The organism is Pseudomonas sp. WMBT8 (assembly GCF_050916005.1).
Lineage (GTDB): Bacteria > Pseudomonadota > Gammaproteobacteria > Pseudomonadales > Pseudomonadaceae > Aquipseudomonas.
In genome coordinates this window covers 4409510-4436493 of record NZ_CP188096.1, presented here as the reverse complement: position 1 = coordinate 4436493, position 26984 = coordinate 4409510, and the positions used below count along the sequence as shown (strand labels likewise).

At 60.6% G+C, this 26984-nt stretch carries 25 protein-coding genes; 19 read left to right on the top strand and 6 right to left on the bottom strand.

Going from position 1 to position 26984, the window contains the following annotated elements; translation table 11 throughout:
• Positions 1-9: 9 nt before the first annotated feature.
• From ACO77H_RS20040 to ACO77H_RS20030, 3 genes are all read right to left on the bottom strand, one after another.
• Positions 10-291 (bottom strand): hypothetical protein, encoded by a 282-nt coding sequence (locus tag ACO77H_RS20040; RefSeq protein WP_169955899.1) that lies wholly within the window; start codon positions 289-291, stop codon positions 10-12.
• Positions 292-419: 128 nt separating this feature from the next.
• Complete coding sequence (locus tag ACO77H_RS20035; RefSeq protein ID WP_432754485.1) at positions 420-1301, bottom strand: DMT family transporter; 882 nt, start codon at positions 1299-1301, stop codon at positions 420-422.
• A gap of 93 nt (positions 1302-1394) precedes the next feature.
• Positions 1395-2153 carry an AraC family transcriptional regulator gene (locus ACO77H_RS20030; RefSeq protein WP_432754484.1) on the bottom strand — a complete coding sequence of 253 codons (759 nt, stop codon included), beginning with the start codon at positions 2151-2153 and terminating at the stop codon, positions 1395-1397.
• Between the two features lie 134 nt (positions 2154-2287).
• Here ACO77H_RS20030 and ACO77H_RS20025 point away from each other — a divergent pair, with 134 nt between their 5' ends.
• On the top strand, positions 2288-3097 hold the full coding sequence (locus tag ACO77H_RS20025; protein ID WP_432754483.1) for a UDP-2,3-diacylglucosamine diphosphatase: 810 nt from the start codon (positions 2288-2290) through the stop codon (positions 3095-3097).
• A 123-nt stretch (positions 3098-3220) separates the two neighbouring features.
• Here ACO77H_RS20025 and ACO77H_RS20020 read toward each other — a convergent pair whose 3' ends face one another.
• From ACO77H_RS20020 to phhA, 3 genes are all read right to left on the bottom strand, one after another.
• Positions 3221-4420: an aromatic amino acid transaminase gene (locus ACO77H_RS20020; protein WP_170042609.1), complete on the bottom strand. Its 1200-nt coding sequence runs from the start codon at positions 4418-4420 to the stop codon at positions 3221-3223.
• Complete coding sequence (locus ACO77H_RS20015; protein WP_017134918.1) at positions 4417-4773, bottom strand: 4a-hydroxytetrahydrobiopterin dehydratase; 357 nt, start codon at positions 4771-4773, stop codon at positions 4417-4419. The genes ACO77H_RS20020 and ACO77H_RS20015 overlap by 4 nt, the downstream gene beginning before the upstream one ends.
• 105 nt (positions 4774-4878) lie before the next feature.
• Positions 4879-5670 (bottom strand): phenylalanine 4-monooxygenase, encoded by a 792-nt coding sequence (gene phhA, locus ACO77H_RS20010; RefSeq protein WP_432754482.1) that lies wholly within the window; start codon positions 5668-5670, stop codon positions 4879-4881.
• Between the two features lie 277 nt (positions 5671-5947).
• On the opposite strand from phhA, the gene ACO77H_RS20005 reads away from it, so the two are divergent.
• The 18 genes from ACO77H_RS20005 (at position 5948) to fliE (ending at position 26975) form a co-directional block, all read left to right on the top strand.
• Entirely contained in the window at positions 5948-7510 is a 1563-nt protein-coding gene (locus tag ACO77H_RS20005; RefSeq protein ID WP_432754481.1) for a sigma-54-dependent transcriptional regulator, read from the top strand.
• A gap of 282 nt (positions 7511-7792) precedes the next feature.
• On the top strand, positions 7793-8533 hold the full coding sequence (locus ACO77H_RS20000) for a flagellar basal body rod protein FlgF (RefSeq protein WP_057438904.1): 741 nt from the start codon (positions 7793-7795) through the stop codon (positions 8531-8533).
• A gap of 67 nt (positions 8534-8600) precedes the next feature.
• Complete coding sequence (gene flgG, locus ACO77H_RS19995) at positions 8601-9386, top strand: flagellar basal-body rod protein FlgG (RefSeq protein WP_057958870.1); 786 nt, start codon at positions 8601-8603, stop codon at positions 9384-9386.
• A 52-nt stretch (positions 9387-9438) separates the two neighbouring features.
• Entirely contained in the window at positions 9439-10134 is a 696-nt protein-coding gene (flgH, locus tag ACO77H_RS19990; RefSeq protein ID WP_032859002.1) for a flagellar basal body L-ring protein FlgH, read from the top strand.
• Positions 10135-10161: 27 nt separating this feature from the next.
• Positions 10162-11250, top strand: coding sequence for a flagellar basal body P-ring protein FlgI (locus ACO77H_RS19985; RefSeq protein WP_169955967.1), 1089 nt, complete (start codon positions 10162-10164; stop codon positions 11248-11250).
• A gap of 4 nt (positions 11251-11254) precedes the next feature.
• Positions 11255-12517 (top strand): flagellar assembly peptidoglycan hydrolase FlgJ, encoded by a 1263-nt coding sequence (gene flgJ, locus ACO77H_RS19980; RefSeq protein ID WP_432754480.1) that lies wholly within the window; start codon positions 11255-11257, stop codon positions 12515-12517.
• Between the two features lie 10 nt (positions 12518-12527).
• On the top strand, positions 12528-14552 hold the full coding sequence (gene flgK, locus ACO77H_RS19975) for a flagellar hook-associated protein FlgK (RefSeq protein WP_170042612.1): 2025 nt from the start codon (positions 12528-12530) through the stop codon (positions 14550-14552).
• Positions 14553-14566: 14 nt separating this feature from the next.
• Complete coding sequence (locus ACO77H_RS19970; protein ID WP_170042613.1) at positions 14567-16186, top strand: flagellar hook-associated protein 3; 1620 nt, start codon at positions 14567-14569, stop codon at positions 16184-16186.
• Between the two features lie 268 nt (positions 16187-16454).
• Positions 16455-17384, top strand: a complete 930-nt coding sequence (locus ACO77H_RS19965) for a ketoacyl-ACP synthase III (protein ID WP_170042614.1) — start codon at positions 16455-16457, stop codon at positions 17382-17384.
• Between the two features lie 285 nt (positions 17385-17669).
• A complete protein-coding gene (locus ACO77H_RS19960; protein WP_169955915.1) occupies positions 17670-19439 on the top strand; it encodes a flagellin in 1770 nt (589 codons plus the stop codon).
• Between the two features lie 74 nt (positions 19440-19513).
• Positions 19514-19858, top strand: a complete 345-nt coding sequence (locus ACO77H_RS19955; protein ID WP_170042616.1) for a flagellar protein FlaG — start codon at positions 19514-19516, stop codon at positions 19856-19858.
• 83 nt (positions 19859-19941) lie between these two features.
• Positions 19942-21306 carry a flagellar filament capping protein FliD gene (gene fliD / locus ACO77H_RS19950; RefSeq protein WP_169955917.1) on the top strand — a complete coding sequence of 455 codons (1365 nt, stop codon included), beginning with the start codon at positions 19942-19944 and terminating at the stop codon, positions 21304-21306.
• A 139-nt stretch (positions 21307-21445) separates the two neighbouring features.
• Complete coding sequence (gene fliS, locus ACO77H_RS19945) at positions 21446-21835, top strand: flagellar export chaperone FliS (protein ID WP_169955918.1); 390 nt, start codon at positions 21446-21448, stop codon at positions 21833-21835.
• A 25-nt stretch (positions 21836-21860) separates the two neighbouring features.
• Entirely contained in the window at positions 21861-22157 is a 297-nt protein-coding gene (locus tag ACO77H_RS19940; protein WP_057438799.1) for a flagellar assembly protein FliT, read from the top strand.
• A 173-nt stretch (positions 22158-22330) separates the two neighbouring features.
• Entirely contained in the window at positions 22331-23806 is a 1476-nt protein-coding gene (locus ACO77H_RS19935; RefSeq protein ID WP_169955919.1) for a sigma-54 dependent transcriptional regulator, read from the top strand.
• Between the two features lie 110 nt (positions 23807-23916).
• A complete protein-coding gene (locus ACO77H_RS19930) occupies positions 23917-25128 on the top strand; it encodes a sensor histidine kinase (RefSeq protein ID WP_178121051.1) in 1212 nt (403 codons plus the stop codon).
• A 6-nt stretch (positions 25129-25134) separates the two neighbouring features.
• Positions 25135-26514 carry a sigma-54-dependent transcriptional regulator gene (locus ACO77H_RS19925; RefSeq protein ID WP_170042617.1) on the top strand — a complete coding sequence of 460 codons (1380 nt, stop codon included), beginning with the start codon at positions 25135-25137 and terminating at the stop codon, positions 26512-26514.
• 131 nt (positions 26515-26645) lie between these two features.
• Positions 26646-26975: a flagellar hook-basal body complex protein FliE gene (fliE, locus tag ACO77H_RS19920; protein WP_169955921.1), complete on the top strand. Its 330-nt coding sequence runs from the start codon at positions 26646-26648 to the stop codon at positions 26973-26975.
• Positions 26976-26984 lie beyond the last annotated feature (9 nt).

Genomic DNA, 26984 nt, shown 5'->3' with positions numbered 1-26984 from the left:
TGGGGTGGTTTATTTGGCGGCCATTTTATTCTTGATCCAGCCGACGACAAACGTCAGCACCAGGCCGCCGACACCGCCGCCGACGATATTGCTGCCCACGGCGGCAACATCCAGCGCGCCACCGGCTGGCATGCCGGTGATCGCCGCGACGATCTGCCCCAGCACCAGGCCGCCGACGCCACCGACCACCGTATTGAGCCCGGAGCCCAGGCCTTGCTTGCTCAGGCCGGCAATGTTGCCGCCGACTGCGCCACTGATGATCTGAATGATCAGGGGGATGAACATGTCCATGGTGAAACTCCTGCGTAGCATTAAGGGAGCGACCACTCGCATGCAGCAACTTCAAGGACCACGGCTGTCGTCGAGGAGTCTGTATCCGTTGAACGACAGCTGACTGTTGCGGATAGGAAAAGTATAGATCAGGCCATGGCCGGCGGCTGTTTGGCCTTGGCCGGGCGGCTCATCAAGCCCGAGACGACGATGGCGGCAATGATCAGCGCGCCGCCCAGCAACATGCGCAGGGTCGGGGTTTCGCTGAACAGCAGCCAGGCTACGGTGATGCCATACACCGGCTCCATGGCGAACACCACCGCGGCGGTGCGCGCCTTGAGCACCTTGAGGCTGGCGACAAACAAACTGTGGGCCAGGCCGGTACAAAACACCCCCAGCAGACCGATCCACAACCAGTCCAGGGCACGTACCTCGCCAAGGCCTGGAGCGGCGACGGGCAGCAGGCACACTGCGACCACTACGTTTTGGCACAGGGCTGCCTGCACCGGGGGAATGCTGGCGCTGGCGCGGTTGTTCAACGAGAGCAACGAGAACAGCAGGCCCGAGACCACGGCCCAGACCAGGCCGCTGGTGGCTTGGCTGGCCAGGTCGAAGTCCGGGGTGACGAGCACCAGGCCGACGCTGACCAGCACCACCAGTACCATTTCATTGGCGCGGATCCGCTCGCGGAAGATCAGGCCTTCAAGGATCACCGTGAACGCCGGGAACGTGGCGAACCCCAGCGTCGCAATCGCCACCCCCGCCACTTTTACCGCGATGAAGAAACTCACCCAGTGCCCGGCCAGCAGCAGGCCGCTGAGCAGCAGGCGCCGCAGGTCAGTGCTGTAGAGTTTTTGCCATGGTGTGCTGCTGGCAAAACGCGCGAACAGCACCAGGGCCAGCACCGCGAAAGCGGCACGGCCAAACACAATAATGCTCGGCGAGGCGGCGGCGAGTTTGCCGAAGACGCCAGTAAGGCCAAACATCAGTGCACCGATGTGCAGGGCGCCGAGGGCAGTGCGCGGGGTCATGACAATCCTTAAAGCAGTGGGCAGGCAGGCATCCAGTCTAGAGCGCCTGGCGCCTGGGTGTCTGTCGTGGGAATCGCCGGTTTTATCGCAGGACTAGCGCCCGTTGTCGAGCCGGCGCAGGGCCCCGGGCGAGCTGCCGAACGCGCGCAACATCGCTGCGGCAAACGCACTTTGCGAACCGTAGCCAACCCGCGCGGCGATCTCGCCAATCGGCAGGTGGCTGTCGCGCAGCAAGCCACGGGCCATGTGCAGGCGGCGGTTGCGGATGTAGTCCATGGGGGTCAGCCCGCATTCGGCGATAAAGCGTGCGTGCAGGCGGGCGACGGACATATCCGCCAGCCGCGCCAGATCCGCGACCTGCAGCGGGTAGGCCGCATGCTGGTCGATATGGGCGTTGAATGCGCCATAGGGCAGGCGTCGCGCGCCGGTTTGAGCCTGCGGCTGGCCATTGAGCGTAGCCAATAACAGCACCGCGCCTTGCTGGGCGATCAGTGGGTCATCCAGGGCGCCGCTCGCCAGCCAGTTGACCAATTGGCCCTGGCGGGCATCCAGGGTCACCCGGGCCGGTTGGTCGAGCAGGCGGCGACTGGCATCCGCGTGCTCGCCCAAAGATTGCACCATCCACTGTTCGTCGGGCACATCCAGCACCAGGCATTGGCTGCCCCGGGGGCTGCCACAGCTGTGGTGGGTGGAGAAGGGCAGGACCATCACCCCTTGTGGGCAAATCTCGCCGCCCATGCCTTCGACCTCGAAATCCAGGCGGCCGGCCAGGCCGAACACTAGTTGCGCGTGGTCATGGCTATGGGCAATCAGGTCATGGGTGTAATGGCGCAGCGTGAGGGTCGGTCTCATCGCAATCTCCCGGGCAGGCCGGCAGTTTACACCGCCCGACGGGCGGGGGGGCGCTGTCATCTGACTGACGCAAGACTGTCATGGGCTATTAATTGCCCGGGAGCAAGCTGGCGAAAACACCCTCGAGGTATGCCATGACCAGCGCCGAGATCGCCAAACCCAGCCGCAAGCAACGGGTTCGTACCCTGTGGATCTCCGACGTGCACCTGGGCACCCGGGACTGCCAGGCGGAACATCTGTCGCAGTTCCTCAAGGGCTACCATGCCGACAAGGTGTACCTGGTGGGCGATATCATCGACGGCTGGAAAATGCGCGGCGGCATGTATTGGCCCCAGGCCCATACGAACGTGATCCGCCGCCTGCTGACCATGAGCAAGCGCGGCACCGAGGTGATCTACGTCACTGGCAACCACGACGAGTTCCTGCGCCGCTATTCAAAGCTGATCCTGGGCAATATCCAACTGGTAGACGAAGCGGTGCATGTGACCGCCGATGGCCGGCATTTGCTGGTGATCCACGGCGACCAGTTCGACGTGATCACCCGCTACCACCGCTGGCTGGCGTTTCTTGGCGATTGGGCCTACGAATTCACCCTGACCCTCAACCGCTGGTTGAACCACTGGCGGGCGCGTTATGGATATGGCTACTGGTCGCTGTCGGCGTACCTCAAGCACAAGGTGAAGACCGCGGTGAGCTTTATCAGCGATTTCGAGGAAGCCATCGCCCACGAAGTGACCAAGCGCGAGTTGCACGGCGTAGTGTGCGGGCATATCCACCATGCGGAGATTCGCAAGGTGGGCGAGGTGGACTACCTCAATTGTGGGGATTGGGTGGAGTCGTGCACGGCATTGATCGAGCACTGGGATGGGCATATCGAGTTGTATCGGTTGGCGGATGCCCAGGCCAGGGAGGCGCAGGTCAAGGCCGAGATGGTTGCGGGCTGAAGATCGCCTCGGTCAAAAATGTGGGAGCGGGCTTGCTCGCGAATGCGGTGTATCAGTCAACATATCCATCACTGACCCACCGCATTCGCGAGCAAGCCCGCTCCCACATTTGATTCGGTTTCGTCAGTTGCGGCACACGTCTGCAATGGCCTCGGCCAGCAACCCCAGCCGCGTTTCATCAATCCCGGCCACGTTGGCGCGCCCGGAACTGACCATGTACACGCTGTGTTTTTCCCGCAGCTGTTTCACCTGCTCGGCGCTCAGGCCGGTGTAGGAAAACATCCCGCGCTGCACGCCGACATGGGCAAAGCGCTCAGACAACCCGTGGGGCGCCAGCGCTTCGACCAGGCCCGAACGCAATTGCGCGATACGCGAACGCATGCCTTCGACTTCGCTGCTCCACAGCTGCTTGAGCGCACTGTCACCGAGGATAGTCGCGACCACGGCGGCCCCGTGATCCGGTGGTGTCGACCACAGGTTGCGCGCGATAAACGCCAGTTGGCTGCGCACATCCAACAGTTTCTCGGCATCGTTGGCACACACGATCAGCGCGCCGACGCGGTCGCTGTACAAGCCGAAATTCTTCGAGCAGGAGCTGGTGATCAGCACCTCAGGCAGTTCATCGGCAAACAGGCGTACCGCCCATGCGTCCTGCTCCAGACCATCGCCAAAGCCCTGGTAGGCGAAGTCGATCAGCGGCAGCAACTGGCGCTCGCGCACGATCTGCAGCACCTGGCGCCAGTCGTCCTGGGACAGGTCGAAACCGGTGGGGTTGTGGCAGCAGGCGTGCAGCAGCACCACGTCGCCCTCGGGCACGGTGGCCAGGGTGGCGAGCATGGCCGGCACGTCCAGGCGGTTGTCACTGCCCACATAGGGGTAGTGGCTGACCTTGAGCCCGGCCTTGGCGAAGATGGTTTCGTGGATCGGCCACGTCGGGTTGCTCAGCCACACGCCACGGCCTGGCAGGCTGTGGGCGATGAAGTCGGCGCTCAGGCGCAGGGCGCCGGTGCCACCCGGGGTTTGCGTGGCGCCGGCGCGTTGTGCCTTGAGCAGCGCGGAGCCTGCGCCCAGCACTAATTCACTGATCAGGCGGCCGAAAGCCGGGTCGCCATGCCCGCCGATGTAAGTCTTGGTGGTTTGCTGCTCGACCAGGCGCTGCTCGGCGCGTTTTACCGCCTGCAGGACCGGGGTCAGGCCCTGGGCATCCTTATATACGCCCACGCCCAGGTCGAATTTTTGCGGGTTGGCGTCCTTGGCATAGGACTCCATCAGCCCCAGGATCGGATCACCAGGCACCCGGCCAATCGCGGCGAAATGCATCACTTGCGGCCCTCGGCGTCCTTGGCCACTTCGTCGGTGCGCGCGGCCATGATGAAGTCGTTGCGGTGCAGGCCCTTGATCGAGTGGCTCCACCAGGTCACGGTGACTTTGCCCCATTCGGTCAGCAGGCCTGGGTGATGGCCTTCAGCCTCGGAGATTTCGCCCATGGCGTTGGTAAAGGCCAGGGCGAATTTGAAGTTCTTGAACAGGAATACTTTTTCCAGCTGCATCACGCCGTCGCGCACTTCGATGTTCCAGTCGGGGATCTGCTTGATCAGCACCGGCAGTTCTTCGTCGCTGACTTGCGGGGCGTCGGCGCGGCAGGCTTCGCAATGGGCTTGGTTCAAGGTGGTCATAAAGGTGTTCCTGAAATCGAGTATGTGGAATTCGGTTGCCAGTCGCGTCACCCTAAAGCAACGCGCGGCCAGGGAACAGGCTCACCTGGCCTTTAAAGCATCAGTTCAAGCCGCCTTGGGCTTGGGTGGGAACAGCGGAGCGTGCAGACCCAGCTGCATGCCGCGCTCGACCATGCCCATGATGTCTTCCTGCGCCACTTCGAACAGGCGCTTGAGGTTGGGCAGGGCGAAATACAGCGGCTGCAGGATGTCGATGCGATACGGCGTGCGCATGGCTTCCAGAGGGTCGAAGGCTTGGTGCTTGGGCTCATCCGAGAGGCAGTACACCGTCTCCTTGGGCGACGACAGGATGCCGCCACCATAGATGCGCCGGCCTTCGGGGGTGTCCACCAGGCCGAACTCGATGGTCATCCAGTACAGGCGCGCTAGGTACACGCGCTGCTCCTTGGTGGCTGCGAGGCCGAGCTTGCCGTAGGTGTGGGTGAATTCGGCGAACCAGGGGTTGGTCAGCAGTGGGCAGTGTCCGAAAATCTCGTGGAAAATATCCGGCTCTTGCAGGTAATCCAGCTCTTCGCGGGTACGAATAAAGGTCGCCACCGGAAACTGCTTGTTGGCGAGCAATTCAAAGAAGGTCTGGAAGGGGATCAGCGCCGGGACCCGCGCCACTTGCCAGCCAGTGGTTTCGGCCAGCACTTCGTTGATTTCGGCGAGTTGCGGAATACGGTCATGGGGCAGGCCGAGCTTGTCGATGCCGTCCAGGTATTCCTGGCAGGCGCGACCCTCGATCACTTTCAATTGGCGAGTGATCAGGGTGTTCCACACCGCATGCTCTTCGGGCGGGTAGTGGATAAAACCTTGCGCATCGGGCTCGCGGGCCACGTAGTGCGTCTGCTTCATACGGCTCTCCTGCTAGGCATTCGTTCTTGTTATGTCCTGCTATGGGCTTATTGATACTCCGCCTGGCGGTGGATTCCACCTGCCACTAGGTTAAGGCTGTAGGAAAATTCACCAGTTTTCGTAAAGTATTCGTTACGGTTGGGTGGTTATGCACCCGGCATTGGGATTTTCGGGTTTGAAAAGGTCACTGTCTGTCACATAATCTTGACGACTATCTGCGTCCGGCGACAAAAAGACGCAGCCCGATCAGCCCTCCTACAACAAACCGGGCCTTTACATGCGTATCAAAGTGCATTGCCAGAACCGCATTGGCATCCTGCGGGACATTCTCAACCTGCTGGTGGAGTACGGCGTCAACGTGGCCAAGGGCGAGGTCGGCGGCGAGCACGGCAATGCCATTTACCTGTATTGCCCGAACCTGGTGAACATGCAATTCCAGGCCCTGCGCCCGCAGTTCGAGGCGATTGCCGGGGTGTTTGGCGTCAAGCGGGTAGGGCTGATGCCCAGCGAGCGTCGGCATATGGAGCTCAACGCCTTGCTGGGGGCGTTGGAATTCCCGGTGCTGTCCATCGACATGGGCGGCTCGATTGTCGCGGCCAACCGCGCGGCGGCGCAGCTGCTCGGGGTGCGCGTGGATGAGGTGCCGGGCATTCCCTTGTCGCGCTACGCCGAGGACTTCGACCTGCCGGAGCTGGTGCGTGCGAGCAAGTCGCGGATCAATGGCCTGCGGGTCAAGGTCAAGGGCGACGTGTTCCTCGCCGACATCGCCCCGCTGCAATCATCCGAGCATGACGACAGCGAAGCCATGGCCGGCGCCGTGCTGACCTTGCACCGCGCCGACCGCGTCGGCGAGCGTATCTACAATGTGCGCAAGCAGGAGTTGCGGGGCTTTGACAGTATTTTCCAGAGCTCCAAAGTCATGGCCGCGGTGGTGCGTGAAGCCCGGCGCATGGCGCCCCTCGATGCGCCCCTATTAATAGAAGGCGAAACCGGTACCGGCAAGGAACTGCTGGCGCGCGCCTGTCACCTGGCCAGCCCGCGCGGGCAGTCGCCGTTGATGGCGCTCAATTGCGCGGGGTTGCCGGAGTCGATGGCCGAGACCGAGCTGTTCGGCTACGGCCCCGGTGCGTTTGAAGGGGCGCGGGCGGAGGGCAAGCTGGGGCTGCTGGAGTTGACGGCGGGCGGTACGTTGTTTCTGGATGGCGTGGGCGAAATGAGCGCGCGGTTGCAGGTGAAGTTACTGCGCTTTCTGCAGGACGGTTGCTTCCGGCGCGTAGGCAGTGACGAAGAGGTTTATCTGGATGTGCGGGTGATCTGCGCGACCCAGGTGGATTTGTCGGAATTGTGTGCCCGAGGGGAGTTTCGCCAGGACCTGTATCACCGGCTCAATGTGTTGTCGCTGCATATCCCGCCGCTGCGCGAATGCCTCGACGGGCTGCCGCCGTTGGTCGAGCACTTTATCGACCAGGCCAGCCGCCTGATCGGCTGCCCGCTGCCCAGGCTGGCGCCGGCGGCCATGGAGCGGCTCAGTCACTACCATTGGCCGGGCAATGTGCGGCAGTTGGAAAACGTGCTGTTCCAGGCGGTGTCGTTGTGCGAGGGCGGCACGATCAAGGCTGAGCATATTCGCTTGCCGGACTACGGCGCGCGCCAGCCGCTTGGCGATTTCTCCCTGGAGGGCGGCCTGGAAGAGATTGTCGGGCGGTTTGAAAAGGCGGTGTTGGAAAGCCTGTATGCAGAGCACCCCAGCAGTCGCTTGCTGGGTAAGCGCCTGGGCGTGTCCCACACCACCATCGCCAACAAATTGCGCGATTACGCAGTGCTCAAGGCCGACAAATAAACCCCTGGCACAACGGGATTAAAAGTGTGGGAGCGGCGGTGCGACGATTCGACTTGCTCGCTCCCACAATGGACCTGTGTCACTGCCAAGACCGGTGTTTGCCGCAACCGGCAGAACTCCGCCGTTTTTCCGACTCGTCCTGCCCCTGCAATAATCCTTGATACGCCCCAACCCCTTGCCCCACCTGCCTTTTCCTGACTTTTAAAAAGTTGGTGCGCAAATTGCTAAAGACTCCTCAGTACATCGGTGGGCGGCAAACGTCCGTCAGTAAGAGGAATGAGCGTGGACAAGTACCTTTATGTGGCAATGACCGGCGCCAGCCAGAATGCACTGGCGCAAAAGGCCCATGCCAACAACCTGGCGAACATTTCCACCAACGGTTTTCAGCGTGACCTGGAACAGGCCCGCTCGATGCCGGTGTTTGGTGACAGCTTTCCGGCGCGGGCGTTTGCCCTGACCGAGCGCCCCGGCACCGATTTTTCCCCTGGCTCGATGGTCGAGACCGGCCGTGACCTGGACGTTGCCGTCGGCGGTGACGGCTGGATCGCCGTGCAAACCCCCGATGGCGGCGAAGCCTACGTGCGCACCGCGAGCATGAATATCGACGCACTGGGCGTGCTGCGGGCCGGCAACGGTATGCCGATCATGGGCAATGGCGGGCCGATTTCGGTGCCGCCCGAGCAAAAGGTCGAAGTCGGCGAAGACGGCACCATCAGCATCCGCGCCATGGGCGAAGGCCCGCGGGTGATGGCTGAAGTGGACCGCATCAAGCTGGTCAAGCCGGACCTGGCCAACATGACCAAGGGCCTGGATGGCGCGATCCATACCAAGGACGGCCAGCCGGCGGTGGCCGATGCCAGCGTCAAGGTGAACTCGGGCTTCCTGCAGTCGAGCAACGTCAATGCCGTCGAAGAAATGACGGCGGTGCTGGCCCTGTCCAAGCAGTTCGAATTGCACGTGAAAATGATGAACAGCGCCAAAGAAGACGACCAGGCCATGACTCGCGTCATGCAGATGAGCTGATTGCAGCGCCACTGACTACTAATTTTGTAACGCGGCGCCAACAAACAGGCGCACGAAGGAGAACAGCATGCTTCCGGCTCTATGGGTTGCCAAAACCGGTCTGTCCGCCCAGGACACCAACCTGACCGTTATTTCCAACAACCTGGCGAACGTTTCGACCACGGGCTTTAAACGTGATCGCGCCGAGTTCCAGGACCTGCTCTATCAAATCAAGCGCCAGCCGGGTGCACAGTCGACCCAGGACAGCGAATTGCCGTCGGGCCTGCAAGTGGGTACCGGTGTGTCCATCGTCGGCACCCAGAAGAACTTCACCGCCGGCAACCTGCAACAGACCGGGCAGCCGCTGGACATGGCGATCAATGGCCGTGGCTTCTTCCAGATCCTGCAACCGGATGGCACTACGTCCTACACCCGTGACGGTACTTTCCACCTGGACTCTAACGGCCAGGTCGTGACCGCCAACGGTTTTGCCCTGGAGCCGGCGATTGTCGTGCCCAACGATGCCCAGACCTTCACGGTCGGCGCCGACGGCACCGTGTCCGTCACCATTGCCGGCAACCCGGCGTCGCAAGTGATCGGCAACCTGCAGACCGCCGACTTCATCAACCCGGCCGGCCTGCAAGCCACCGGTAACAACCTGTTCCTGGAAACCGCCGCCAGCGGCGCGCCGCAAGTCGGCACCCCGGGCCTCAACGGGTTTGGCACCACCCTGCAAAGCACCCTGGAAACCTCCAACGTCAGCACCGTGGAAGAGATGGTCAACATGATCACCACCCAGCGTGCCTACGAGATGAACTCCAAGGTGATCTCCACCGCCGACCAGATGCTTTCGTTCGTTACGCAGAATCTGTAATCCAGTCTATGGGGCGCTCATAAGGCGCCTGCAACACCGTGAGGGAAGGGTCATGAGTCGCTTTGTTTCTGTTCTGGCATTGAGTGGGATTGCCGTGCTCGCGGGCTGTGTCGCCCCGACGCCAAAACCCAATGACCCGTACTACGCGCCGGTGTTGCCGCGCACGCCGCTGCCAGCTGCCGCCAACAATGGCTCGATCTACCAGGCCGGTTTCGAACAGAACCTGTACAGCGACCGCAAGGCGTTCCGTGTGGGCGACATCATCACCATCACCCTGAACGAGCGCACCACGGCGAGCAAGAACGCCAACTCCCAGGTGGCCAAGAACAGCAAGACCGGCATCGGCCTGACCTCGCTGTTTGGCGGTGGCTTGAACACCAACAACCCCCTGGGCAGCGGTGACTTGAGCCTGGACGTGGGCTACAGCGGCGACCGTGCCACCAACGGCAGCAGCAAGGCCGGGCAGGGCAACAGCCTGGTGGGCTCGATCACGGTGACCGTGGCCGATGTGCTGCCCAACGGCATCATTGCCGTGCGCGGCGAGAAGTGGATGACCCTCAACACCGGTGACGAACTGGTGCGCATCGCCGGCATGGTGCGCGCGGACGATATCGCCACCGACAACACCGTGCCGTCCACACGGATTGCCGATGCGCGCATTACCTATTCGGGTACGGGTTCGTTTGCCGACGCCAGTCAGCCGGGTTGGTTCGACCGTTTCTTCCTTAGCCCGCTGTTCCCTTTCTAGGTGATCACTTTGAATTTCAAACAGCTGATGGCAGCGGTGTTGTTGCTCTCCCTGAGCGTTGCTGCCCAGGCCGAACGCCTGAAGGACATCGCCAGTATTTCCGGGGTGCGCACCAACCAGTTGATCGGCTATGGCCTGGTGGTGGGGCTCAATGGCACGGGTGACCAGACCACCCAGACCCCGTTCACCCTGCAGACCTTCAACAACATGCTCTCGCAGTTCGGGATCAAGGTGCCGCCAGGGTCGGGCAACGTACAGTTGAAAAACGTCGCGGCGGTGTCGATCAGTGCCGATCTGCCGGCGTTCTCCAAGCCGGGGCAGGTGGTGGACATCACCGTATCGTCCATCGGTAACTCCAAAAGCCTGCGCGGCGGCACCTTGCTGATGACGCCGCTCAAAGGTATCGACGGCAACGTCTATGCCATCGCCCAAGGCAACCTGGTGGTGGGCGGGTTTGATGCCGAGGGTCGCGACGGCTCGAAGATCACCGTCAACGTGCCATCGGCCGGGCGGATTCCTGGCGGTGCCACGGTGGAGCGCACCGTGCCCAGTGGTTTCAACCAGGGCAACAGCCTGACCCTGAACCTCAACCGTTCTGACTTCACCACCGCCAAGCGCGTGGTGGACAAGATCAACGACATGCTCGGCCCTGGCGTGGCCCAGGCCATCGACGGCGGCTCGATCCGCGTGACCGCGCCGCTGGACCCAAGCCAGCGTGTGGACTACCTGTCGATCCTGGAAAACCTTGAGGTCGATCCGGGCCAGGCGGTGGCCAAGGTCATCATCAACTCGCGCACCGGTACCATCGTGATCGGCCAGAACGTCAAGGTGTCGCCGGCGGCCGTAACCCACGGCAGCCTGACCGTGACCATCACCGAAGACCCGATTGTCAGCCAGCCTGGGCCGTTGTCCGGTGGCCAGACCGCTGTGGTCCCGCGTTCGCGGGTCAATGCCCAGCAAGAAGCCAAGCCGATGTTCAAGTTCGGCCCCGGTACCACCCTGGATGAAATCGTACGTGCGGTGAACCAGGTGGGTGCGGCGCCCGGCGACTTGATGGCGATCCTCGAAGCCCTGAAACAGGCCGGCGCCTTGCAAGCCGACCTGATCGTGATTTGAGGTCATGGCCATGGACATGCGCAAGAGCGGTATCGCCAGCACGGCAGACTCGGGGTCTTACTCCGACCTGAACCGGCTTAACCAGCTCAAGTTCGGCGACAAGAACAGCGACGGCAACATGCGCAAAGTGGCGCAGGAATTCGAGTCGCTGTTTCTCAACGAGATGCTCAAATCCATGCGCTCGGCCACCGACGCCCTGGGCAAGGACAACCCGCTGAACACCCCGGCGGCCAAGCAGTATCAGGAAATGTACGATCAGCAACTGGCGGTCTCGCTGTCCCGCGAGGGCGGCGGTATCGGCCTGGCGGACGTGCTGCTGCGCCAGATGCAAAAGAACAAGCCGGTGGAAGGGCAGGCCTCGACCCTGCAGGGCCCGGACGCGGCAGAGAAGAAAGTCGACGTGCCGACCCCGATTGCCGCCGGCACCCTGGCGGATGGCCCGCTGGGCCGTTCCAATGGCCAGCGCGCGCTGTGGGCGGCGCGGGTCGAGGTCGCGCCACGGGCCGATGAAGGCACCCTGCGCAATGACATGGCGCTGATGAATCAGCGGCGCATCGCCTTGCCGAGCAAGCTCACCGATCGCCTGCTGGCCGGTATCGTGCCAGGTGTCGAGGCGCCGGCTGCTGCCAAGGCGGCGCCGCTGCGCAACAGCGCCGCCGAAGATGGCGTGATCAACGGTGCCGCGCGCACCTTTGCCGCCCGCGATTCGCGCATGCAGATTTACGGCCGCGCCGTGGCCCAGCCACCGCTGGCCCCGGCGAAAAAAGCCTTCAGTTCGCAAGACGAGTTTGTCGCCACCATGCTGCCCATGGCCAAGCAGGCGGCCGAGCGCATTGGCATCGACCCACGCTACCTGGTGGCCCAGGCCGCCCTGGAAACCGGCTGGGGCAAATCGGTGATGCGCCAGCAAGACGGCAGCAGTAGCCACAACCTGTTTGGCATCAAGGCCGGGCAGAGCTGGCAGGGCGCCCAGGCGCGCGCGATCACCAGCGAGTTTCGCAATGGCGAGATGGTCAAGGAAACGGCGCAGTTCCGTTCCTACGACTCGTACCAGGACAGCTTTCACGACCTCGTGACCCTGTTGCAAAGCAATGATAGATATCAAGAAGTTCTGAAGTCGGCCGATAACCCGGAACAGTTTGTACGCGAGTTGCAAAAAGCCGGTTATGCAACGGATCCGGACTACGCCAGCAAGATTTCGCAGATCGCCAAAACCATGAACAGCTACCAAAACTACGCTGCCGCTGGCGCATCCACTCATTTATAAGGTTTGAACCATGGGTTTGCTCAATATCGGGATGTCAGGACTCAATGCGGCTCAGGGATCGCTTGCGACCTTGAGTAACAACATTGCCAACGCCAAGACCCCTGGATACTCGCGTCAGCAGACCATGCAGACGGCCAATGGCATGTCCGGGGTCGGCGGGGTCTTTGTCGGCACTGGCACGACGCTGTCGGATGTGCGCCGGGTGTATAACCAGTTCCTCGACACCCAGTTGCAGACCACCACATCGCTGAACTTCGACGCCAAGGCCTACCTGGACCAGATCGGTTCGGTGGACAAGCTGCTGTCCGACAAGTCCACCGGGGTCGGTGCGGCCTTGAACAGTTTCTTCGCCGCGTTGCAGACGTCCTCGGCAAACCCTAGCGACAACTCCGCGCGCCAGTTGGTCTTGACCATTGCCCAGACCCTGGGCAATCGCTTCAACTCGATTGCGACCGAACTGAATAAACAGAAAGAAGGCATCAACAGCCAACTGGAAACCATCACCGGCCAGGTCAACCAGTTGACCTCCTCGATTGCCGCCCTCAACCAGCAGATTTCCCAGGCCAAGGGCCAGGGCAACGGCGAGCCGGCGAACTTGCTGGATGCGCGCAACGAAGCAGTGCGCTCGCTCAACGAACTGGTGGGGGTCAAGGTCACTGAGGCGGACGGCCACTTCAATGTCTCCCTGGGCACCGGGCAAACCCTGGTCGCGGACGGCGTGTCGAACAAGCTGTCGGCGGTGCCGAGCAAGGATGACAAGAGCCAGTACTCGGTGGTGTTGACCACCGGTGGGCAACCGATGGACGTCAGTTCGGTGGTCAGCGGTGGCTCCATTGGCGGCTTGCTGCGGTATCGCCAGGACGTGCTGATGCCGGCCATCAACGACCTGGGGCGTACCGCCATGGTTGTCGGTGAAGCGGTCAACACCCAGCTGGGGCAGGGCCTGGACGCCAACGGGCAGTTCGGCGCCGCGCTGTTCAATGACATCAACAGTGTGTTTGCCATCGGCCAGCGCAGTGTGGGCGGCTCCAGCAACAGTGCGAACTCCGGCAACCTGAACGTCACGATCAAAGACACCAGCAAACTGAGCACCTTTGACTACAAGGTGACCTTCAGTGACGACAAGAACTACACCGTGCTGCGTTCGGACGGTAAGTCCATGGGCACCTTCGACATCACCCAGACGCCACCGGAAATCGACGGCTTCACCCTGGCCCTGGATGGCAAGGGCCCGGTGGCTGCTGGCGATACGTTCAAGGTCAGCCCGACCGCCGGTGGCGCCATGGACCTCAAGGTGGTGATGACCGACCCCAACAAGCTGGCGTTTTCTGCGCCGCTGCTGGCCGAGGGCAACAAGAACAACAGCGGCACTGGCGTGTTTGATCCGCCGACCCTGACGCTGCCCCTGGATATCCATGGCGGTGCCGACACGGCGCAGTTGGAAGCGGCAATCAAGAGCTCGATGCCGGTCAAGATGACCTTTGGCGAGCGTGCCGCCGATGGTACCCAGAGCTATGTGATCAATAATGCCCAGGGCCAGCCCATTGGCACCGGTACCATCGTGCCCGGCCAGGACAACAAGCTGACGATCAATGTGCCCTACGTCGACGGCGCCGGTAATGCGAAGACGTTCGGGGTCAACACAGTGATCCGTGGCGAACCCAAGCCGGATGATAGCTACACCGTGTCGTTCAACAGCAGCGGCAAGCTCGACAACCGCAACGCCCTGCAATTGCTCGACCTGCAAACCCGCAAGACCGTGGGCGCCACCGATGGCAACGCCGGCGTGAGCATGAGCACCGCGTACAGCCAGTTGGTCTCGTCCGTGGGCGGCAAGGCCAGCCAGGCCAACGTCGACAACAGCGCGACCAGCGCCATGCTTGCGGCCGCCACCTCTAATCGCAGCTCTGTGTCCCAGGTCAACCTGGACGAGGAGGCCGGCGACATGATCCGTTTCCAGCAGTACTACACCGCGTCGTCGCAGATCATTAAAGCTGCGCAAGAAACCTTCAGCACGCTGATCAACAGTCTTTAAGGGAGTTTGAGACGATGCGTATCTCGACCGAACAGTATTTCAATACCACGACTGCGCGTTACACCAACAACTTCTCCAACGTCATCAAGACGCAGCAGCAGATCGACTCCGGCGTGCGTATTCAAACTGCGGCGGATGATCCTGTAGGAGCGGCGCGTTTGCTACTGCTGCAACAGCAGCAGGACATGTTGGGGCAGTACGCCGGCAATATCGGCAGCATGAAGAACTCGCTCAACAGCGAGGAAAGCGTGCTTGACGCTCTCGACACTGCGCTGCAGCGTGCCAGTGAACTGTCGCTGAAAGTGGCGGGTAAGGGCGGTGGCGGTATCAGCGATGCCGAGCGCAAGACCGTGGCCGCCGAAATCGGTGAAATCGAGAAGCAGGTGCTGAGCCTGCTCAACAGCAAGGACTCGTCCGGTCATTACCTGTTTGCCGGCGGCAAGAGCGATACGCCGCCCTACGCCCGTAACAGCGACGGCACCTACAGCTACCAGGGTGACGAAACGCCCCTGAGCCTGAAGGTCTCGGACACTTTGTCGATGGTGGTCAACGATACCGGCAAGTCGATCCTCGAAGGCACGGTGAATGCTGGTCGCACCCAGGCCATCGGTAGTGTCAACGATGGCAAGGTGCTGGTCTCGGGCGGCATCGTGACCTCGCCGTCGACCTACGACAGCAGCTTCACTGGCGGCCAGCCGTACAAGCTGACCTTTATCAGTAGCACCGAATACACCGTGTCGGATGCGGCGGGTAACGACATCACGTCGCAAACCCCGGGCAACGGCAAGTTCGATGCGACCAAGGAAGGCAGTGCGTCGGTCACCGTGCGCGGCGTGACGTTTGATATCGGCCAGAACCTGGGCGACGCCAAGCCCGGCGCCGAAGCGGACGCGATCTACAAGGACCGCGAATTCACCCTGCAAAGCAAGCCGGACAGCTTCAGTGTCTCGCGCACGCCGAGCAACCAGTCCTCGGCGCAGTTGGCGGGTGGCACGGTCACCAGCCAGGCTGACTACAGCAGCACGTTCCCGAACAAGGGCGCGGTGATCAAATTCACCTCGGCCACTGCTTACGAGGTGTACGCCCAGCCGATCACCGCCGACAGCAAGCCGGTCTCCAACGGCACTGTGGTACCTGGCACGCCAGCGCAGCCGGGGCCACCGCCGGTGCCCGCGACACCAGACAGCATCACCGCTGCGGGCGTGAAGTTCGACCTCACCGGCGCGCCAGACATCGGTGACCAGTTCGCCGTGGGTTCCAATACCCACAAGACGCAAAATGCCCTGGATACCCTCAGCCAGTTGCGCCAGGCCCTGGAAACCCCGTCCGACGGCAACCCGCTGGCCCAGGCCATGGTGACCGATGTGGTCAACGCGGCCATTACCAATATCAAGGCTTCGCAGGTTCAGATCGATAGTGTGCGCGGCTCCATTGGCGCGCGGATGAACTCGCTGGCAATTCAGGAAACGGAGAACACCAGCATGGTTCTGGCCAACAAGTCGACCATCGCAGTCATTGGTGACACCGATATGGCTGGAGCCTCGATTGATCTGGCTTTTCAGAAGGCAATGTTGGAGGCCTCGCAGTTGGCCTTTGTGAAAATCTCTCAGCTGAGCCTGTTCAGCAAGATGTAAACGCTTGAGCAATCCCCGACGGCCCACCGTGGAAACACGGTGGGCCGTCGTCGTTTCTAGCGCAGGCTTTTGAACAAAGCGCACAAAAATGAGTGACCTATGAGTCATAAAGCGCATCTTCACTGTATCGTGTGAAAAGGCCAGACCGCTTTGCAGGCTTTGGCTTCGGTAGTTTCGGCGGGTTTTTGCGGGGTTATCCCCTTTATTGTCAGCGCTCCTGAAGGGTTTTCAGGGGTGTTCTCCAGCTATTTTGTATTGGGAAGCCACAATGATTGGCATAAAAAGCATCGCCAGCTACGTGCCGGCAGAAGGGCTGGACAACTACGCCCAGGGTGCAAAATTCGCCAAGGATGAAGAGTTCATCATTGGCAAGATCGGCTCGGCGTTCCTGCCGCGCAAGGATGCTGCACAGGAAACCTCGGATTTGTGCGTCGAGGCAGTCAATGCCTTGTTTGCCAACAACCCCGGGCTCAAGCGTGAGTCGATTGACGCGCTGATCGTCGTGACCCAGAACGGCGACGAAGAAGGGCTGCCGCACACCGCCGCCATCGTCCAGGACAAGCTGGGCCTGCCAACCCACGTCGCGGCCTTCGATATTTCCCTGGGCTGCTCCGGCTACGTCTACGGCATCTACGCGATGAAAGGCTTCATGGAAGCCGCCGGCCTGAAAAACGGCCTGCTGGTGACCGCCGACCCGTACTCGAAGATCGTCGACCCGGAAGATCGCAACACCACCATGCTGTTTGGCGACGCCGCCACCGCTACCTGGATGGGCGAAGACGCTCCCTGGCAGCTGGGCAAGGCCAAGTTCGGCACCGACGGCTCCGGCGCACCGCACTTGAAGGTCAGCGATGGGGTGTTCTTCATGAATGGCCGCCAGGTCTTCAACTTCGCATTGCTCAAAGTGCCGGCGCATTTGCACGAGCTGCTCAAAGAGTCGGACCTTGTGGCCGATGACATCGACGCGTTCTGCATCCACCAGGGCAGTGCGGCGATTGTCGACGCCGTGGCCCGCCGTTTTGAAGATGCACCGGTGGAGAAATTCATCAAGGATATGGTCGAGACCGGTAACACCGTGTCATCGAGCATTCCGCTGCTGCTGGAAAAGCACGTGATGGACGCCGAGTGGAAGCGCGTGGCCCTGAGTGGGTTTGGCGTTGGCCTGTCGTGGGGCTCGGCGATTATCTATCGGCCGTGATGCTTTGATAGGCTGCATAAAAAACGCCCAGGGTCGAAAGATCATGGGCGTTTTTTTATGCGCGTATTGAGGCGGTGTTCTGGCGCCAGTAACCCGTGATCGCTGGCATTTTGACCATCTATAAGGCCTTGAAATACAAGGGGTGGCACAGGGCTAGTAAAAAAATTCAAAAAAATCCTCAAGCAACCTGCATTCACGACGATAACTATTACGAAGGTTCTCTAGGCCACACCCGGCGGTTGCCAGGGCCGGAAGCCGCAGTATCCAACCCACGAGGATTTCGTCATGGCTTTATCAGTAAACACCAACATTACATCGTTGACCGTTCAGCGGAACCTGAACAAAGCCGGCGATGCCCTGGGCACCTCGATGACCCGTCTGTCTTCCGGCCTGAAAATCAACAGCGCCAAAGACGACGCCGCTGGCATGCAGATCGCTAACCGTCTGACTTCCCAAGTCAAAGGCATGACCGTTGCCATCGCCAACGCCAACAACGGTACTTCCATCGCCCAGACCGCTGAAGGCGCGATGCAAGAATCCACCAACATTCTGCAACGTCTGCGTGAACTGGCTCTGCAGTCCGCGAACGGTGATAAAAGCGACGCTGACCGTGCTTCCTTGCAGCAAGAGTTTACGGCTAAATCCGGTGAGCTGACTCGTATTGCTCAGACCACTACTTTCGGTGGTCGTAAACTGCTGGATGGCTCCTTCCAGAACGTTGGCTTCCAGATCGGTGCTGATGCCAACCAGACTATTTCGTTTGGTATGAGCGACCTGAGCGCTGCGGGCCTGAAGGGTACTTACAGCGAAGCAAATGTAAAAGGTGCAACCACCTCCCTATCGGCTTCCGTTACTGCTAATGCTGTAACGCTGCCAGGTGGTACTCCAGCAGTCACTACCACTACTCCGTTCACCTCTACCGGTAACGCTGCGTGGGGCACCATCCCAGCTGGTGGTGAAACACTGACCATCAACTCTAAAGCGGTAACGCTGACAGCTGGCATGACGTTGACTGCAGCCATTACTGCAATCAACAACACCGCAGATATTGGTGTTGTTGCAAGCGACGATGCCGGCAAGCTGAAACTGACCTCTGCTGCGGCAATCACTGTAGCTGGTGGTACTGCCAACAGCGGTATGACTACTCCAGCTGTGGTTGCAGGTACTACTACCACTACCCCGGCTGTGCCTGGCAAGCTGGACGCTAAAGCTGAGATTAATATCAATGGCAAAAACGTTGCCTTTGCTGTTGGTGACGACCTAGCTGCAATCGCTGGCAAGATCAACACTGCGGCCGCTGATGTAGCTGGCCCGCCGATTGTTCCTGGCACTGGCGTTACCGCCACTGTTTCTTCGGAAGGCCGCTTGCTGCTGAGCTCCGCTGATGGCAAAGCTATCAAGCTGGGCAACGGTACTGGCGTAGCTACAAATGGTGGTGCTGGCGCACTGGCCAAGTTGGGTCTGTCGGCCGGTACTACTGAAGCCAAGCTGGGCACCGCTACTTCGGTAAGCTTGAACGGTACTGAAGTGAAGTTCACTGCTGGTTCGACCATGGCTGACATCGTGTCGTCCATCAACAGCGCCAGTACCGGTGTGACTGCCAGTAAAAACGCTGACAACACCCTGAACCTGTTCTCCACCAAAGACATCACTGTTGCTGACGGTAGCGCCGGTACTGGCTTGGCTACCTTGGGTCTGACCGCAGCGTCTGCAACTCCGACCGCAGCTACCACCATGGACACGACTGTTGCTGACCTGAGCATTCTGAGCGCAACCTCTGCTCAACAAACCATCCAGGCTCTGGAAGGCGCGATTCAGCAAGTGGATAGCCAGCGTTCGCAACTGGGTGCTGTACAAAACCGTTTCGACAGCACCGTGGCCAACCTGCAAAGCATCTCTGAAAACTCCACTGCTGCCCGTAGCCGTGTACAGGACGCCGACTTCGCTTCTGAAGCCGCTGAACTGACCAAGCAGCAAACCCTGCAACAGGCTTCGACTGCGATCCTGTCCCAGGCCAACCAACTGCCATCCGCTGTTCTGAAGCTGCTTCAGTAATAGTCGGTATCGGTTGATTAACGGAAGGGCGCGTCTACGTGCCCTTTCGTTTTTTTCAGTTTTGAGGTGATGACATGGACATGAGCATCAAGCTGAACGCGTCTTACCCGGCTGGGACAACCCAGGCCCCTAGCGCTTCCGTCACGCCGGTCAAGCCCGCGCCGGAGAATGACTCGGCTTCCACCGAGGCCCCGCAGCGTGTGGCATTAGAAAAAGCTGTAACCGATATTCGCGAGTTTGTGCAGGCTACCCAGCGTAACCTGGACTTTTCCATCGATGACACCACCGGTAAAGTGGTCGTCAAGGTGATCGCCACCGACAGTGGCGAAGTGATCCGCCAGATTCCATCGGAGACCGCGCTGAAGCTGGCGCAGAACCTGAGCGATGCCAGCAGTCTGTTGTTTGATACACGGGCTTGAGTTGGCACGAAACATGTTTCTGATTGCTGTCTGGGCGTTCATCCGCCAATAAAGCGGCAGCCGCAGGACAAGGAGAAAAGCAAATGGCTAGTTCAACGATTTCCGGCCCGGGTTCGGGCTACGACACGCAGGCTATCGTCAAGGCGTTGGTGGGGGCGGAAAAAGCGCCAAAGCAATCCCAAATCACCAACCAGCAAAAAATTACCACAACTCAGTTGTCGGCAGTTGGCACTGTAAAGAGTGCGCTGGAAGCCTATCGGGCGGCGATCGCCAAGTTGAACAACGTGTCAGCCTTCAATGGGCTGGCGGCTACCTCGTCCGAAGATAAAAACATCAAGGTTACACTGGGTGATGCAGCCTCCAGTGGCAAATACGTGGTTGTGGTAAATGACTTGGCGACTTCGTCCAAGGCAACCACTAAGGTATTCACTGGTGCGGCAGCAGTAGCCAACCCAACTGAAGAAAACCAGACGCTGACTATCACTCAGTCGGGCAAGAATTACGACGTATTGATACCAGGCGGCGCGACCCTGCAACAAGTGCGTGAGTCGATCAACACCCAGCTGTCTGCCCAAGGTATCAGTGCCAACGTGTTGAGTGACTCCAACGGCGCACGCCTGGTGATTGGCTCAAGCAATACCGGCGTTGGAACCGACATCACATTGAGTGGCAACGCAGACCTGGCAGTTGGTTACGACAAGGGGCCAGTCGCGCAGAACGCGAAGTACACCATCGATGGTATTGCCATGGAGTCCACGAGCAACAAGGTGACTTCTGCTATCAGTGGTGTGACGTTGGACTTAGTAGCGGCTGACAAAACCAAGCCAATCACCATCAACGTTGAAAGCAACACGGCTACGCTGAAGACCTCGGTGCAGTCCTTTGTCACGGCGTACAACGCCCTGATGACGAGTATCAATGCCCAGACCAAGGTTACCGCCACCGGCGATGCTGCGACTACCACGGCTGGCGCCTTGACCGGTGATGCGTCGATGCGCGACCTTGTTTCCAGCGTGCGCAGTGAATTGGTCAACGGTTCGGGCGGGGGATCTATTAGCAGTCTTTCCCAGATGGGTATCACCACGGATCAGAAAACCGGCTTGTTAAGCCTGGACGATAAGTCGTGGGATAAGGCAGTGGTTAAGGGGGCGGCTGATATTGCCAAGCTCTTCACGGGTACCAATGGCTTGATTTCGCGTATGACCAAGGTCACCGATTCCTACGTCGGTACCACTGGGACGCTGGCCTCTCGTGTCACGGATCTCAATAACAAGTTCACGGCTCTGACAACCCAGCAGGCAGACCTTGATCGGCGCATGGAGAGCTTGCAGACGAGCCTCATGTCCAAATACACGGCGATGGACACGATGATCGCCAAGATCAATGCCAGCAGCTCCAGCATCATGACCACTCTCAACTCGCTGAATAATCCCAAATCATCGAGCTGATCCCGGGCTGGCTGACGTGCTCAAGAAGGGTACGTCAGCTCCTTCGGGGGGCGAGTGCTGGATTAAAGTTTTTTACGTCCTGGTCGAAAAACTGGTTAGAGCAAACCTATTCGCCCATGGCGTGTAACGAGGTAGCAACATGAACCCGATGAAAGCCCTTCGCCAATATCAGAAGGTTAACTCCCACGCTCAGGTGTCCGAGGCCAGCCCTCACCGCCTGATCCAGATGCTGCTTGAGGGCGGCCTTGATCGTATGGCTCAGGCCAAAGGGGCAATGGCCCGTGGCGACGTGGCTCAAAAATGCGTACTGATTGCCAAGGCTATCGACATCATCACTGGGTTGCGTCAAGGGCTCGATGAAGAGAAGGCTGACGATCCTGCCGCGATCCAGCAGTTGGACAGTCTGTACGAATATATGAATACACGTCTGGTTCAAGCCAATTCCAGCAACGATCCCGAAATTATCGACGAAGTTGCCCGCCTGATGATCACCGTGAAACAAGGCTGGGATGCCATCGCGCCACAATAAGGCCGTCGGCCTTGAGGAACACAGCATGAGCCACGCACTGCAACGGATTGACGAAACCCGCGACGCTTTGGTTGGCGCACTGGCAGAGCGCAATTGGGATGCGATCAGCGAATTGGACATGGGCTGCCGTGTCTGGATCGACGAGGTGCTCAGCGAGGCGCCGGTGGACGAGGACGCGCTGCGGGAGAAGCTGGAAAGCCTGTTAGCGGTCTACCAGCAGTTGCTGGAAGTGACGACCGGCGAGCGCCAGGCGATATTTGAAGAGATGTCGCAGATCAACCAAGCGAAAAATGCGTCAAAGGTTTACCATCTGTTCGGCTGATCTGGCTCAGTTAATCCGAACATAGTGCGTCATAAATTTGACTGCTCGCATAATTTTGACTTAACTAGTGCTATTTTCAGACGTCAGGTATCCGTAGCGCAGAAAACGCCTACAGCTATCTAGATTGCCCCGATTCGAGGGCATTAGAGTTTTACTAGGGAAGTTGCTATTGCATGTGGCGTGAAACGAAAATTCTGCTGATTGATGACGATAGCGTCCGTCGCCGCGACTTGGCGGTGATTTTGAATTTTCTTGGCGAAGAAAATTTGCCCTGCGGTAGCCACGATTGGCAGCAGGCGGTCAGCTCTTTGTCGTCGAGCCGTGAAGTCATCTGTGTGCTGATCGGGACGGTAAACGCTCCTGGCGCAGTTCCTGGCCTGTTAAAGACACTCTCAACCTGGGATGAGTTCCTTCCGGTGTTGCTGATGGGCGATATTTCTTCCGTGGATTTGCCGGAAGACCAGCGCCGCCGTGTGCTTTCCACCCTGGAAATGCCCCCCAGCTACAGCAAATTGCTCGACTCCCTGCACCGTGCCCAGGTCTATCGCGAGATGTACGACCAGGCCCGCGAGCGTGGACGTCACCGCGAACCCAACCTGTTCCGCAGCCTCGTCGGCACCAGCCGTGCGATCCAGCACGTGCGCCAGATGATGCAGCAAGTGGCCGATACCGATGCCAGCGTGCTGATCCTCGGCGAGTCCGGCACCGGCAAGGAAGTGGTCGCGCGTAACCTGCATTACCACTCCAAGCGCCGCGACGGACCTTTCGTGCCGGTCAACTGTGGGGCGATCCCTGCGGAGCTGCTTGAAAGCGAACTGTTCGGCCACGAGAAGGGCGCCTTCACCGGGGCGATCACCAGCCGTGCCGGGCGTTTTGAGCTGGCCAACGGCGGCACCCTATTCCTCGACGAAATCGGCGATATGCCGCTGCCGATGCAGGTCAAGCTGCTGCGCGTATTGCAGGAGCGCACTTTCGAGCGTGTGGGCAGCAACAAGACCCAGAGCGTCGACGTGCGCATCATCGCGGCCACCCACAAGAACCTCGAAAGCATGATCGAGGTCGGCAGCTTCCGCGAAGACCTGTACTACCGCCTCAACGTATTCCCCATCGAGATGGCCCCGCTGCGCGAGCGCGTGGAAGACATCCCGTTGCTGATGAACGAACTGATCTCGCGCATGGAACACGAAAAGCGCGGCTCGATCCGTTTCAACTCTGCCGCGATCATGTCCCTGTGCCGCCACGGCTGGCCGGGCAACGTGCGCGAGCTGGCCAACCTGGTGGAGCGCATGGCGATCATGCATCCGTACGGGGTGATCGGTGTGGTCGAGTTGCCGAAGAAATTCCGCTACGTCGACGATGAAGACGAGCAGCTGGTGGACAGCCTGCGCAGCGACCTCGAAGAACGCGTCGCGATCAACGGCCACACCCCGGACTTCGGCGCCACCGCCATGTTGCCGCCCGAAGGCCTGGACCTGAAGGACTACCTCGGCAGCCTCGAACAAGGGTTGATCCAGCAGGCCCTGGACGACGCCAATGGCATCGTTGCCCGTGCCGCCGAGCGCCTGCGCATCCGCCGCACCACCCTGGTGGAGAAGATGCGCAAGTACGGTATGAGTCGGCGTGAAGGTGATGAACAGGCGGATGATTGACGCCTGTTTTTCAACCTGTTGAAAAATAAGGATATTTTTTTAGGCACGGGTATTGCTATAGCACTCGCAACGTTCCGTTTAACTGACGGTCAGCCAAGCGAGAGAGCACGATGCCCCACGCCGCCCACCTTTCTTCAGTCCCTGACACCCAGGGACTTGTCCCGTCCGTAGAGCAGATCAGCCGGCAAGGGCTTGAGCAGGCGTTTTCGCTGTTCAGCCAGATGTCCAGCCAGTTGACGGATTCCTACAGCCTGCTGGAGGCCCGGGTTTCGGAGCTCAAGGGCGAGTTGGCGGTGGTCAGCGCCCAGCGCATGCAAGAGCTGGCCGAGAAAGAGCGCCTGGCCAATCGCCTGCAAAACCTCCTCGACCTGTTGCCCGGTGGCGTGATCGTGATCGACGACCAGGGCCGCGTGCGCGAAGCCAACCCGGCAGCCTGCGACCTGCTGGGCCTGCCGCTGGAAGGCGAGCTGTGGCGCCATGTCATCACCCGCTGCTTTGCCCCCCGTGAAGACGACGGTCACGAAATTTCCCTCAAGGACGGGCGCCGCCTGTCCATCGCCACCCGTTCCCTGGATGCCGAGCCCGGCCAACTGGTGCTGCTCAACGACCTGACAGAAACCCGGCACCTGCAGGACCAATTGGCGCGCCATGAACGCCTGTCGTCCCTGGGGCGGATGGTCGCTTCTCTGGCGCATCAGATTCGCACGCCGTTGTCCGCCGCGTTGATCTACGCCAGTCATTTGACTGATGAGCAATTGCCAGCCGCCACCCATCAGCGGTTTGCCGGGCGGCTCAAGGAGCGCCTGCATGAGTTGGAGCACCAGGTGCGCGACATGCTGGTCTTCGCCCGGGGCGAGTTGCCGCTGACCGACCGCGTCACGCCCGCCGCCTTGCTGCAGGCGCTGCAAGCCGCCGCCGCCACCCATGTCCAGGAAGCGTCGGTGCGCTGGCAGTGCGACAGCCATTGGGGCGAGTTGCTGTGCAACCGCGACACCCTGGTAGGCGCGCTGCTCAACCTGATCGAAAACGCCAGCCAGGCCAGCGGCCCGGGGGCGCGGCTCAAAGTGCACCTGTACAGCCGCGGGCAAACCCTGCGCCTGTGCATCAGCGACAGCGGCAGCGGGATTGATCCGGCGGTGCTGCAACGCCTGGGCGAACCTTTCTTTACCACCAAGACCAACGGGACCGGCCTGGGGCTGACCGTGGTCAAGGCAGTGGCCCGTGCTCATCAGGGAGAATTGCAGTTGCGCTCCCGTGTGGGGCGCGGCACCTGTGCATTGATAACGCTGCCGCTGTTTTCAGGCGCGGCAAGCGCGGAGTAAGGATAAATGGCTATCAAGGTTTTACTGGTTGAAGACGATCGCGCCCTGCGTGAAGCACTGGCTGACACGCTGCTGTTGGCGGGCCATGACTATCGGGCGGTCGGTTCGGCCGAGGAAGCCTTGGCGGCGGTGGAGCAAGAGTCCTTCAGCCTGGTGGTCAGTGACGTCAACATGCCCGGCATGGACGGTCACCAGTTGCTCGGCCTGCTGCGCGCACGCCAACCGCAACTGCCGGTACTGTTGATGACCGCCCACGGCGCGGTAGAGCGCGCGGTCGATGCCATGCGCCAGGGCGCGGCGGACTACCTGGTCAAGCCATTCGAGCCCAAGGCGCTGATCGAGCTGGTGGCGCGCCATGCGCTTGGCGTGGTGGGCGCGGCAGACGGCGAGGGCCCGATCGCCTTCGAGCCGGCCAGTGCGCAATTGCTCGAGCTGGCGGCCAAGGTCGCCCGCAGTGACTCCACGGTGCTGATCTCTGGTGAGTCGGGTACCGGCAAGGAAGTGTTGGCGCGCTACATCCACCAGCAATCCCATCGGGCCAGCCAGCCGTTTATCGCGATCAACTGCGCGGCAATCCCCGACAACATGCTCGAAGCCACCTTGTTCGGCCATGAAAAAGGCTCGTTCACCGGCGCCATTGCCGCCCAGGCCGGCAAGTTCGAGCAGGCCGATGGCGGCACCATCCTGCTCGACGAAATCTCCGAAATGCCCCTGGGCCTGCAAGCCAAGCTGCTGCGCGTGCTGCAAGAGCGCGAAGTGGAGCGGGTGGGGGCGCGCAAGCCGATCCAGCTGGATATCCGCGTGGTCGCCACCACCAACCGCGACCTTACCGGCGAAGTGGCGGCGGGGCGCTTTCGTGAAGATCTGTTCTACCGGCTTTCGGTGTTCCCGCTGGCCTGGCGCCCGCTGCGTGAGCGCCCGGCCGACATCGTGCCACTGGCCGAGCGCCTGCTGAGCAAGCACGTCAATAAAATGAAGCACGCCCAGGCGCGCCTGTCGGCCGAGGCTCAGGCCTGCCTGATCAGTTACCCATGGCCTGGCAACGTGCGCGAACTGGACAACGCGATCCAGCGCGCGCTGATTTTGCAGCAGGGCGGCCTGATCCAGCCCCAGGACTTCTGCCTGGCCGTCGGCGCCGGTTCTGCGCCGATGCCGAGCCTGGCCCCAACCCCGCTGGAAAGCGCCCCGGCCGAGGCTGCCGGTGGCCTGGGCGACGACCTGCGGCGCCGTGAATTCCAGATGATCATCGACACCCTGCGCGCCGAGCGTGGCCGGCGCAAAGAGGCGGCCGAGCGCCTGGGCATCAGCCCGCGCACCCTGCGCTACAAGCTGGCGCAAATGCGCGATGCCGGGATGGATGTGGAAGCGTTCCTTTTCGCCAGCTGAGATACACATTGGCTGACAAGGTTTGTTGGCTTTTCTTACGAGTTGCCAGGGAGCTGGCACCCTTGTTGCTACTACCCGTACTAACCGCTGCGTAGTGTCAAAAAATTGCGGGTCGTCGGAGAGAGAAGTTCATGAGCCAAGGTGTTGAGTTCAATCGGTTGATGTTGGATATGCGTTCCATGCAAATGGACGCCATGTCCCAGCCGAAATCCGTCGCGCAAGTGCCGGAATTGGGCCAAAGCAGCTTTGCCGACATGCTCGGTCAAGCCATCAACAAAGTCAGCGACACCCAGCAGGCGTCCACTCAATTGTCGACGGCCTTTGAAATCGGCAAGAGCGGCGTGGATCTCACCGACGTGATGATCGCTTCGCAAAAAGCCAGCGTTTCCTTCCAGGCTCTGACCCAAGTGCGTAACAAGCTGGTTCAGGCTTATCAAGACATCATGCAGATGCCGGTTTAAGGACGAGAT